At 48.3% G+C, this 11,907-nt stretch carries 10 protein-coding genes and 1 pseudogene; 4 read left to right on the top strand and 7 right to left on the bottom strand.

Translation table 11 applies throughout. The features are described from left to right. Positions 1 to 405, top strand: a 405-nt coding sequence (locus tag H8S52_RS16210) for a transposase (protein WP_186910218.1), incomplete at its 5' end; no start/stop codon positions are given. 214 nt (positions 406 to 619) lie between these two features. After that, entirely contained in the window at positions 620 to 844 is a 225-nt protein-coding gene (locus H8S52_RS16205) for a hypothetical protein (protein WP_040315779.1), read from the top strand. A 322-nt stretch (positions 845 to 1,166) separates the two neighbouring features. Here the strand turns inward: H8S52_RS16205 and H8S52_RS20030 are convergent. From H8S52_RS20030 to H8S52_RS16180, 6 genes and pseudogenes are all read right to left on the bottom strand, one after another. Beyond that, positions 1,167 to 1,382: pseudogene (locus H8S52_RS20030) on the bottom strand (GNAT family N-acetyltransferase); the annotation flags it as partial. A 23-nt stretch (positions 1,383 to 1,405) separates the two neighbouring features. Next, the gene (locus H8S52_RS16200) at positions 1,406 to 2,335 is read right to left on the bottom strand and encodes an acyltransferase family protein (protein ID WP_186910217.1); all 930 of its coding nucleotides are present in this window, start codon (positions 2,333 to 2,335) and stop codon (positions 1,406 to 1,408) included. After that, a complete protein-coding gene (locus H8S52_RS16195; protein ID WP_005654481.1) occupies positions 2,332 to 3,108 on the bottom strand; it encodes a bifunctional 2-polyprenyl-6-hydroxyphenol methylase/3-demethylubiquinol 3-O-methyltransferase UbiG in 777 nt (258 codons plus the stop codon). The genes H8S52_RS16200 and H8S52_RS16195 overlap by 4 nt, the downstream gene beginning before the upstream one ends. 248 nt (positions 3,109 to 3,356) lie before the next feature. Next, entirely contained in the window at positions 3,357 to 5,063 is a 1,707-nt protein-coding gene (locus tag H8S52_RS16190) for an acyl-CoA dehydrogenase family protein (RefSeq protein WP_016662569.1), read from the bottom strand. A 37-nt stretch (positions 5,064 to 5,100) separates the two neighbouring features. Then, on the bottom strand, positions 5,101 to 6,120 hold the full coding sequence (locus tag H8S52_RS16185) for an electron transfer flavoprotein subunit alpha/FixB family protein (protein ID WP_016662568.1): 1,020 nt from the start codon (positions 6,118 to 6,120) through the stop codon (positions 5,101 to 5,103). Between the two features lie 4 nt (positions 6,121 to 6,124). Next, entirely contained in the window at positions 6,125 to 7,018 is an 894-nt protein-coding gene (locus tag H8S52_RS16180; RefSeq protein WP_005654485.1) for an electron transfer flavoprotein subunit beta/FixA family protein, read from the bottom strand. 321 nt (positions 7,019 to 7,339) lie between these two features. Here H8S52_RS16180 and H8S52_RS16175 point away from each other — a divergent pair, with 321 nt between their 5' ends. Beyond that, positions 7,340 to 9,100 (top strand): 1-deoxy-D-xylulose-5-phosphate synthase, encoded by a 1,761-nt coding sequence (locus tag H8S52_RS16175; RefSeq protein WP_186910216.1) that lies wholly within the window; start codon positions 7,340 to 7,342, stop codon positions 9,098 to 9,100. Between the two features lie 521 nt (positions 9,101 to 9,621). On the opposite strand, the gene H8S52_RS16170 is transcribed toward H8S52_RS16175, so the two are convergent. Beyond that, entirely contained in the window at positions 9,622 to 10,806 is a 1,185-nt protein-coding gene (locus H8S52_RS16170) for an aminopeptidase C (RefSeq protein ID WP_034536169.1), read from the bottom strand. 95 nt (positions 10,807 to 10,901) lie between these two features. On the opposite strand from H8S52_RS16170, the gene H8S52_RS16165 reads away from it, so the two are divergent. Further along, a complete protein-coding gene (locus H8S52_RS16165) occupies positions 10,902 to 11,756 on the top strand; it encodes a patatin family protein (protein ID WP_186910215.1) in 855 nt (284 codons plus the stop codon). Positions 11,757 to 11,907 lie beyond the last annotated feature (151 nt).

Below are 11,907 nucleotides of genomic sequence, written 5' to 3'. Positions count from 1 at the left end.
GTCAGGTGTGAAGGCTGTCCCCTGCGATGCCGCTGTTTTAAAGCAAAAGGAAACAGGACGATAGAACTGAATCATAGGCTTAGACAATACAAGCGGAGAGCCAAAGAACTGCTCTGCTCTGAGAAAGGACTGAAACACAGAGGGCAGAGATGCATAGAACCGGAGGCCGTGTTCGGACAAATTAAAAACAATATGAACTACAAACGTTTCCGACATTTTGGAAAGGACAAGGTCTTCATGGACTTTGCCTTCCTAGCCATTGCCTTCAATATAAAAAAGATGTGTGCAAAACTGACAAAAGAAGGTATGAACTGGCTGATTAGACTGTTTTATGAGCTTACAACTGCTGTTTTTAGATGCTGGGAACACATAAATCAAAGAAATCTTCAAAAGATCGCAGCTTAAAGAAAATGAACAGATTTGTATAGTGATGAATAAGAAAGAAGGTGCATCGTGCATTACGACACACCTTCTTCTATCCGGGTTTGGCTCATTATGCCGATGCTTTATCCTCTCCCTGCCTTAAAAAAACCGAAAAACAGACCTGTACTGCAAGGCGAAAGCAGGGAAAGAAAAAACGGTTTTCAATATTTAACGACCTTTTAAAAACAAAATGGGTATGACAGATGAAATCAGACAGGACGGCAAAGTGGTGCTGTCGAGCGAGGACGGGTTTTCTATCCCGATGTTTTTCAACAATCTCTGCGGAAAGAACTTTTCAGGCGAAAAGTACCGGGACTATATCAAGTATATAGCCCTCGGAGAAATGGGGTTCAAGCCCGGGCGTATCGAGTTCTATCGGGACGGCGTGCTACAGAGGACGGGAGAAATCCCGAATAGATAGAACCATTTCCACCCTTTGCTCCCCGACAGTGTAAAATGTTGTCGGGGAAATACTTCGGAACAGTTTGCAGAAAAGCGTAAAATAACGACAAAAAGTTTCTGTACATCAAAGAAATTATTCTCTAACAATGATTGGGCAATCGTCTATTTTACTTTATTTGTTCAGATAGCTTTTATAGATGCAAATATAAAGAAAAGAAAGCGGACGAAGAAGAAAATTGAATCATTCTCTTTCTATTCTGTCCGCTTCTGTTCCATTTATATCGACCTATCAGTAAATAAAAGAATGATGTGTCTATTTGAAAGCAACGTGCTTATATCGGCTACAAATCTTCGATAAAATGATTTTCGGACGTATCCCAGTATTTCCTGTATACGGAATCAGTATTACCATCTAAGTTTAACTGGTACATCCTGAATATCACAGGAAAGTTCTTGGGTTGCCATTGTTCTTCATATGAATAGCAGTAAGTCATGCCGAGCTTCCGCATCACATTTCCGCTTCTTGGGTTATTCCGGTCGTGTGTCGCCGTAATATAGGTTCTATTGAAATGCCGATTTTCTATATGAGTATCTTTTTTCCGAAGAAGAAAGGAGAAAGGCATGCTTTATCCAAACAGAATGCGATGAAAATGCTACCGTACAGAGTGATGACTGTGGCGGTACAGAGAAAGCATATCCCTGTCGGGTCGAACGAAAAAAAAGGCAGAAAGAGTTTGGACAGTGCGGTAAAGACGGGGGAGAAAAGAAGAATAGGCAATGTGTTCTTTCCGATGAACAGTGAAGCTTGCTTCACAGTATGGGGAAGATGTTTGTAGATGTGCAGCGAAAGGCTGATGACCAATCCGGTAATTAATATGCCTCCTAAAGTGCCTCTGTTCAGATTCTCCGGCTGGCTGCACAGAAAAACCAGAGGGATAATGGCAAGAAAAGAAGCGGGGAAACAAGATAGGAACGGACGTTTTCCCAGATGGATAGCAGTGCCTGCCATGAAATAGAAAGCATTGGCAAATGTCAGCAAATGAAAGATGTAAGAGAAAAGTAAAAGGAGACTGCTTGTTACCAGTAGGCGGATAAATGGAGTCGAACTGAGATAAGTATGCACGAAATAATAGGTGGTGCCACATAATATGAATGCGTGCAGATACCAGTAAGGCCCAATAGGATCAAGCAATACTTTGCCGAGCAGAACTGAGGCACTGATTTCTTTTATCCCGTCCCAAACGGGAAATAGCATAGACATGCAGGCATAACTGATTTCCATAATGGTGTATGGAATGAATATCCATGCCATCGCTTTCAGAAAAATTTCCGGCTTTTTATGCACGTTAATCAGATAACCCGAAATCAACAGGAAGGCGGGCATATGGAAAGTATATACGATACTTTTGGCATACGGATACTTACTTCCTATATGGCTCAGGTGAAAGATGATCATGAGTATGATAAACAGGCATTTCAGATAGTCCAGTTCATGGATACGGTTCCTCATGATTGTATCAGATAAAAGCATGAGGTACAGAAAAAATTGCGCAGATGCGGTATCGAACCGATGAGACGTAGCAATTTACGCGGTTTAAGGTGAAATTTTTGTTCGTAATGCGGATTGATAAACCAGAATTGTTTGTGAAAAATCTGATAGTGGGAAGTGCAGAGAAGTTTTTCGAATAGTTCGATACTTGTCCGGCATTTCCGTATGTCGAGAAGTTCATCGATGCGTGCCTGGCTTTCGCCAAAGTGGTGTAATAAACTGCTGTAGATGCCTGCGGGCAATAAATGAATGAAAGGCAGGCGTGAAACATATTTGTTCCGGCAAATCTGCTGATGCCCTCCAAAAGGCATTTGCCAGGGAGGGAAGCTGATAAAGAGTAGTCCACCGGGAGTGAGGAAGCGTTTGATATGTTCTAAAAGGCGGTATTTTTCGGAGATATGCTCTATAACATCGTGAATCAGTATAATGTCGAATGCTTCTTCCAATTGTATGATTTGAAAAATATCCGAGGCTATGAAAGTGGCGGGCAGTCTTTCTTCCTGGAAGAACTGGCGGGCTTGCCGGATGCGGTTTTCGGATAAATCAATGCCTGTAACCCGGCAGCCGATGCGGGCAAAGGGTACCAGATTTCCACCTTCGCCACAACCGATTTCAAGAATCCGGCTTTGGGGAGTGACAGAAGTGAATCGGTGAATGTAGGGAAGGAAATGAAGTTCACTGGTCGTTGCCAGTTCCTGAAAGTAAGTCTTTCTGTTTTCGTGTCTTTGCTGCATACGTTTGGTTGTGTTTTAGATTCATTTTCAAAGAAAATCCTTGAAAGAAATAAAGATATAAATAATAATTGTATATTGAGTGAAAAGTAACTTTTTTTTAGTTAATATTTGCGATTTCTATATCCGGTTTCATCTGATTAATGGTTGACGAATCTTGTTTTGGATACAGAGTTAGGGTGTATAAAAAGCAAACGGACACCAGAACTGATAAAGTTCCGGTGTCCGCTGCATTTTCTATCTATACGTCTTTACTTGCGATAGCTTTCCAACTCTTCCGCCTTGAACTTACGGATGAAGTTGAAATGCTTCTCTATTTCAGATTCGGCATAGTTTACGTACACCAGCGCCGACTTGGCAAACATTTCGGGAGCTGTTGTCGCATCCTGAATCAGCAAGTGAGACATTACGCACACGGCAGCCATTTCGTAAAGACGGCGAGCCACGAAGTCCAGCAATTCCTGATTGCCGCTTTCCTTAACGGCGTTGGTGCAGGCTTCGAACTTATTCGTCATTTCTTTTACGCGGTCCAACAGCGGTTGCATTTCTTCGCTGCACGGAATCAGCTCATAGTCGCGCAGGGTGGCGGCATAAGAACCGTTGGTGACGTAGCGGATGGCGGCTACCGTCTGCAACTGTGTGGTACCTTCGTAGATGCTGGTGATACGTGCATCGCGATAAATGCGCTGACAGGCATATTCCAGCATGAAGCCGGAACCGCCGTGAATCTGGATACTGTCGTAAGCATTCTGGTTGGCGTATTCGGAGTTCATACCTTTTGCCAGCGGTGTGAAGGAATCGGCCAGTTTGGCATATTTCTTCTGTTCCTGACGTTCTTCCGGAGTCAGTTTGCGTTCGCGGGCGATGTCGTCCAGTGCCTTGTAGATGTCTACGTAGCGTGAAGTCTGGTACAGCAGGGCACGGCCGGCATCCAGTTTGGCTTTCATGATAGCCAGCATATCGTACACGGCGGGGAACTCGATGATGGCTTTGCCGAACTGTTTGCGGTCTTTGGCATAAGCCAGCCCTTCGTTATAGGCAGCCTGTGACAGACCTACGGACTGAGCGGCGATACCCAGACGGGCGCCGTTCATCAGCGCCATTACGTATTTAATCAAACCGAGCTTGCGGTCACCGCAAAGTTCGCACTTCGCATTCTTGTAGACCAGTTCGCAAGTGGGCGAACCGTGGATACCCAGCTTGTTTTCGATGCGGCGCACGTTTACACCGCCGTCACGCTTGTCGTAGATGAACATGGACAGACCGCGGCCGTCCTTTGTTCCCTCTTCCGAGCGTGCCAGCACGAGGTGCAGGTCGGCATCGCCGTTCGTGATGAAACGCTTCACGCCGTTCAGGCGCCAGCAGTTGTTGGCTTCATCGTAAGTGGCTTTCAGCATCACGCTCTGCAGGTCGGAACCGGCATCGGGTTCGGTCAGGTCCATGGACATGGTTTCACCGGCGCAGATGCGGGGAATGAAACGGCTGTGCTGGTCTTCGTTACCGAACTCGTAAAGAGTCTCGATACAGTCTTGCAAAGACCAGATGTTGCCAAAGCCAGCATCGGCGGCAGCTACGATTTCCGCGCACATGGTGTACGGGGTAATCGGGAAGTTCAGTCCGCCGAAACGGCGCGGCATGGTCATACCGTTCAGTCCGGCCTTTACCATGGCGTCGAGGTTCTGTTTGGTGCCGCTGGCATATTCCACACGGCCGTTGGCGCAATGAGGGCCTTCTTCGTCCACACCTTCGGCATTGGGCGCGATAATCTCACCTGTAATCTCACCGGTGATTTCGAGCACCTTGTCGTAGGAGTCGATTGCATCCGCATAATCCTGCGGTGCATAATCGAACTTGTCTTTATCTTCGTAGCCGCGTTCTTTCAGTTCGCAGATACGCTGCATCATCGGATTGTTCAAGTGATACTTGAGTTCCGGAATATCTGTATAAAAATTAGCCATATTGTTTTTCCCTTTAGGAGTTAGCGGAGTTAACTCCTTATTTACTATTCTGTTTGTAATACTTAATCATCTTCGGAATAACCTCTTCTACCGTACCGTTGATAACGTAGTCGGCAATGGCATTGATAGGAGCGTTCTCGTCATTGTTCACGGAGATGATGATGCCGCTCTCCTGCATTCCGGCAATGTGCTGGATTTGTCCTGAGATGCCGCAGGCGATATAGAGTTTCGGACGGACGGTTACACCCGTCTGACCTATCTGACGGTCGTGGTCGGCATAGCCCGCATCGACGGCGGCGCGGCTGGCGCCTACTTCGGCGTGAAGCTCCTTGGCAAGGTCGAACAGCATGTCGAAGTTCTCGCGGCTGCCCATGCCGTAACCGCCGGCAATGACGATGGGAGCCCCCTTTAAATTGTGTTTCGCCTTTTCCACGTGGCGGTCGATAACCTTCACTACATAGTCCGTTTCGGGAACGTACTTGGCAACGTCGTGGCGGATTACTTCACCCTTGTAGTCGGCATCCAGAATCTCTTTCTTCATCACGCCCTCGCGCACGGTCGCCATTTGCGGACGGTGTTCGGGGTTCACAATCGTTGCCACGATGTTGCCGCCGAATGCGGGACGGATTTGGTACAACAGATTTTCGTAGGTCTTGCCCTCTTTCTTATCCTCATGGTTGCCGATTTCGAGTGAGGTACAGTCGGCGGTCAGTCCGCTGGTCAGTGCGGAAGATACGCGCGGGCCGAGGTCGCGGCCGATAACGGTTGCACCCATCAGGCAGATTTGCGGCTGTTCTTCCTTGAACAGGTTGATGAGGACGGAAGAGTGGGGAAGGGAAGTGTATGGAAACAGGCCCGGAGCGTCGAATACGTGCAGTTTGTCGACGCCGAAAGGCAATACCTGCTTTTCAATGCCTGCCAGATTGCTGCCGGCAGCAACTGCTTCCAGTTGGCAGCCCAACTGATTAGCCAATTTACGACCTTTGGTCAGGAGTTCGAGACTGACATCGGCTACCGTAGTGCCTTCTATCTCCAAATATACAAATACGTTATTCATAATCTTATCCTATCGTGTGGTTAGCTAACAGTTCAACAATCAAATCTTCTACATCCCGGTCGCTGCCCGTGAGCGTTTTGCTTTCTTTGGCCTGGAATGAAATATTCTGAATGGTTTTCACCTTGGTGGGCGAGCCGCTCAGACCGCATTGTGCGAGGTCGCCGTTGACGTCGGCCACACTCCATTCCGTGATGTTCAGATAAGGGTATTTCTCGTAAAGGGCTGCATACGGCAGTTCGGCGCCTTCTTTTTCAATGGCGGCTTTCTCCTGCGCACCGAGGGCGCGTTTGTATTTCTGCACCAGTTTGGCATTGCGCGGACGGCAGGGAGCAGCGCTTCCGTTAACGGTGATAACGATGGGCAGCGGACCTTCCACAGTCTCCACACCGCCGTCGATATGGCGTTTTACGGTAATCTTTCCGGCTGCTTTGTCCACATTCAGAATCTCTTCCGCATAAGTAACCTGCGTCAATCCCAACTTCTCAGCCACTTGCGGGCCTACCTGTGCCGTATCGCCGTCGATGGCCTGGCGGCCGCCGATGATGATGTCATAATCGCCTATCTTCCTGATGGCGGTGGCAAGGGCGTAGGAAGTGGCCAGCGTATCGGCTCCGGCAAAAGCGCGGTCGGTCAGCAGATAGCCGTTGTCGGCGCCGCGGTAAAGTCCTTCACGGATAACTTCGGCTGCGCGTCCCGGTCCCATGGTCAGGATGGTTACGGTGGAGCCCGGATGTGCATCTTTCAGTCGGAGAGCTTGCTCAAGGGCATTCAGGTCTTCGGGGTTGAAGATGGCGGGGAGTGCCGCGCGGTTAATGGTTCCGTCGGCTTTCATGGCATCTTTCCCAACGTTGCGTGTGTCGGGAACTTGTTTTGCCAGTACAACGATTTTCAAACTCATGTTATTAATTATTAGTATTAGTATTCCATATGTCAGTACCGGGAATAGGAGTAGTAGAGTCCTGCTACTGAAATTGTCCGGTTAACTATCAGCTTGCAAATTTACGCAAAGAGTTGGGTTTGACAAGAAAACAAGGTAAAAAATGCACATCCGGGGAGATTTTGAGCAAAAACGCAAACCGTAAAAAGGGTAACGCAAACCGTAATCCGTCTACCTTCCGAATGTTCTCTCCGTTGTATTTTTGCAGCGTCGGACATATCGGTAAATCATTTTTATGCTATCCGTCGTTTTTAAATAAACCATCTATTTTTAAATAAAGCTATGTATATAGAAAAGATTAACGGGCCTGCCGACGTGAAGCGGCTTTCGGCAGGCGAACTGGAAACATTGAGTGAAGAAGTGCGCGGCGTATTGCTGAAGAAGCTGAGTGAGCACGGCGGTCATGTAGGCCCGAATCTGGGTATGGTAGAGGCTACCGTTGCCTTGCACTATGTGTTCAACTCGCCGGCAGACAAGATTGTTTACGACGTTTCCCACCAAAGTTATGCACACAAAATACTCACAGGGCGCAAGGCGGCATTTATGGACGCTGCCGCATACGATGAAGTGTCGGGCTACACCGAACCCTCGGAAAGCGAACATGACTTCTTCGTTATCGGACATACGTCGACTTCCGTCAGCCTTGCCACCGGACTTGCCAAAGCGCGCGACCTGAAAGGCGGTACGGGCAATGTGATAGCCGTAATCGGCGATGGTTCTTTAAGCGGTGGCGAGGCTTTTGAAGGGTTGAACAATGCAGCCGAACTGGGAACGAACTTCATCGTGATTGTGAACGACAACCAAATGTCCATTGCCGAAAATCACGGCAGCTTGTATCGCAACCTGCAACTGCTGCGCGAAACCGACGGTCAGGCGCCTTGCAACTTCTTTACCGCCATGGGACTGGATTATCTGTACGTGAAAGACGGCAATAACGTGCAGGCATTGATAGATGCTTTCCGAAAGGTGAAAGACATCGCCCACCCGGTTGCGGTACATATCAATACCCTCAAAGGTAAAGGCTACCGCCTTGCCGAGCAGCAGCAGGAACGTTTCCATTACAGTGCTCCGTTCTGCCTGGAGACGGGCAGCCCGGCGGTTGACTCCGGCAATGAAGAAGATTACAGCGACCTTACGGCAAGGTATCTGCTGCAAGAGATGAAGAAAGACCGTACCGTTGTCGGCATCACAGCGGGCACACCCACCGTATTCGGCTTTACGCCAGAGCGTCGCGAAGAGGCGGGGCGTCAGTTTGTCGATGTGGGCATTGCCGAGGAGCATGCCGTTGCCATGGCGTCTGCCATTGCCGCCGGTGGCGGGAAACCGGTATTCGGGGTGTACAGCACTTTCATCCAGCGCGCCTACGACCAGTTGTCGCAGGACCTCTGTATCAATAACAATCCCGCATTGATTCTCGTCTTTTGGGGTGGCGCTTCGACAATGAACGATGTCACTCACCTTTGCCTGTTCGATATTCCGGTCATCGGCAACATTCCGAACATGGTTTATCTGGCTCCTACTTGCCGTGAGGAGTATTTTGCCATGTTGGAGTGGGGGATCCATCAGACGGAGCATCCCGTAGCCATTCGTGTCCCCGCCAACGGAGTCCTTTCGCGCGGCATCGAACCGGAGAAGGATTACGGCAAGCTGCTGAACCGTTATGAAGTGGCGCACCGTGGCGGGCAGGTTGCCGTTCTTGGGCTTGGCTCTTTCTTTCAATTGGGCGAAGAAGTGGTTGGAAAGCTGAAAGAAGAAACCGGAGTGGATGCAACACTCGTCAATCCCCGTTTCATTACAGGAGTGGATGAGGCTTTGCTCGAAGATTTGAAACGCGACCACACGTTGGTGGTAACTCTCGAAGACGGTGTGCTCGACGGTGGTTTTGGCGAGAAGATTGCCCGTTATTACGGCGCATCGGGTATGAAAGTGCTGAACTATGGTATCCGTAAAGAGTTTGCAGACCGTTATGATGCAGGCGAGTTGCTACGGGACAACCGGCTGACAGTGCCGCAGATCGTGGAAGATATAAAAAAAGTAAGGTAAGAAACGTGGGAAACACCTGTTGTTTTTCTTGTTTCATACCGTCTTTTTCCCGCTTGTGTATGGTGTAAAATACCGTTCGGAACGGTGTAAAACTTCGTTTTTCAATTGCGGGCTGTCCGGTTTCCGGTTGCGGGCCGTACGGTTGCCAACTGCGGGCTCTTCGGTTGCCAATTGCAAAACGAAGAAAAGAAACAGGTATAGCGACATTATGTATGAAGCTTTGCGGCATTATATATAAGGCATTGTTGTATTTTGTACCGGAGATAACCGGAGTGAAATGTGGCAAAAAACAAAGAAAACAAGGTATAATCAATTTTCTGTCTGTGAATGGCAAGTGTTTGTAATACAGATAGTTGGTTCGGAAGGCTGCAAAAAAAGAGTGACGACCGAATATCGGTCGTCACTCTTATAATTTTGTCGTCACTCTCTGTATACCCGATGAATAGGGGTATGCAGGGATTTGGTGATGAGTGATGACAACTAATGCGTTTTTCTTTTTCTGTTCCGGTTTCGGAAAGACGTTATTTAATGCCCAGTTTCTTGGCGATGTCTTTGGGCAGTGCATCCTTATGAACAAGGATATTCATGGTTTTGTAAGCAACGAAAGCTTTGGAAGCATACCAGATGCCTTTATACTTGCCGCTCAGTCCCCAGGAATTCTTTACCATGAAATATTCTTTTCCGTTCTGGTCTTTGGCAATGCCGTAGATAACCATGCCGTGGTCGTCGGTTGTTTCCCAGTTGTCGAAAGCAGTCTGACGCATTTCCTGGGTAACGTTGACTTCCGGCAGCGGTTTGCCGGTCAGCTCTTTGCGCTTGTCGGCAGCGGTAAGGCCTGTCCAACGAGCCATGTCCGAACCGGTGAGTTCTGCGCCGCGGGCTGCATCCGGCATAACGGCAATACCGTCGCGGGTGAAACCTTGTTCGCTCACGTCACTGCCCCATGCAAAGGTGTAACCGTTCTTGATGGCATTGTCCATAACAGCCATCAGCTCGTCGATAGGCAGGTTCCAGGAAAGGCCGTTGCGCCAGTTGTCCTGAATTTCGATGGCAAACTGGGTGTAGAACGGGTGGTGTGTATACGAAGTCAGCGATACATAATCGTCCGGATTGATTCCGAGTGATTCGCCGAAAGTCTTCGGTGTGTATTCTTTTCCTTTGTAAGTGAACTTTTCAGGGCATTTGCCGAGGTAAGTGTCGTAAATGGCGCTCAGACCGTTTTTCCATACGGGAGTCAGCTTGGTGAGTCTGCCTTTGGCGATGGCATCTACGTATGCGCCTGCCACGGCATCCAGTTCGTTGTGTACAGGCAGCGAATCGCCGTACATAATGCCCGGCATGGCTTCCTGCGGCACGAGTCCGTAGTTCTTCAGGCAGAACATGATGTCATAAAAACTTCCGCCCGGTGAGAAAGAACTGTCGCCGTGATAGCGTACGTAGTTCTGTCCGCGGTCTACCATGGTGTGGTGTACGACGAACATCTCGGAAAGGTCGTATTCTCCTTTGCCCATGCGCAACAGCTCGCTTTCCAGGAAACCGAGGCTGGAGAAGCTCCAGCACGTACTGGAACGGTTCTGGTTCTTGATGGACGTAATCGGGTTTTCTTTTACGGTAGTAAAGACGAATCCCTCTTCTTTGGGGGCGTCTTGTGCCATTGTATTCAGACTGAACAGTCCTAAGGCGGCAATTAATACAGACTTTTTCATCATGATTAAATTGTTATTAATTTATAGTTATGTGTGCAAATATAAACAGAATATCGTAAACAAAAGCTATCTTTGGTGCGTTAATTCTGACACTTATGGAGAAAATAATACATATAGACAATCGGAGCGGCCTGATTCTGGAGGGTGGAGGCATGCGAGGCGTATTCACCTGCGGCGTGTTGGACAATTTCATGGACCGGGGCATCCGATTTCCTTATACGATTGGTGTCAGCGCGGGTGCATGCAACGGATTGTCGTACATGTCGGGGCAGCGGGGACGTGCTAGGTACAGCAATATCGACCTGCTGGAGAAGTATAATTATATCGGACTGAAGTACCTGCTGAAGAAACGTAACATCATGGATTTCGACCTGTTGTTCCGTGAGTTTCCCGAGCATATTCTGCCGTATGATTATGATGCTTATTTCAGTTGCCCGGAGCGTTTTGTCATGGTAACCACCAACTGCCTGACCGGAGAGGCCGACTATTTTGAGGAAAAGAAGAACAAGGAGCGTGTTATCGATATTGTGCGCGCTTCGAGCAGTCTGCCTTTTGTTTGTCCCGTTGCGTATGTGGATAATATTCCGATGCTGGATGGCGGCATTGCGGACAGCATTCCTCTGATGCGTGCCCGCCGCGACGGTTACGACCGCAATGTAGTGGTGCTTACGCGTAACCGGGGGTATCGGAAAGATATTCAGGGGACTAAAGTTCCATCTTTTATTTATAAGAAATATCCTCGCCTGCGCGAGGCTATCAACCGGCGCAGCAGTGTTTACAACGAACAGTTGGAACTGGTGGAACGGCTGGAAGATGCGGGAGAGATTATCGTGATACGTCCGCAAAAACCGATAGTGGTGGACCGCATCGAAAGGGACATAAGCAAGCTTACCGACCTGTACGAGGAAGGGTATGCATGTGCGGCTGCTTTCAGTTTCTCCTCTGTATAATATAAAATAAGATGTAAAATTGCCGGGATTAAGAACCGTAATAAGGAAATTTATTCGTATCTTTGCAGAAGAGAAAGCGGAAAGGAAAGAAAAAAGATATATTGTTTATCTCTTTTTTATCCCTCAAAAATCAGAAATGATACGTTTTCTT

It is taken from the genome of Bacteroides sp. NSJ-48, from assembly GCF_014287405.1.
Lineage (GTDB): Bacteria > Bacteroidota > Bacteroidia > Bacteroidales > Bacteroidaceae > Bacteroides > Bacteroides stercoris.
This window is presented reverse-complemented; position numbering and strand designations above follow the sequence as displayed.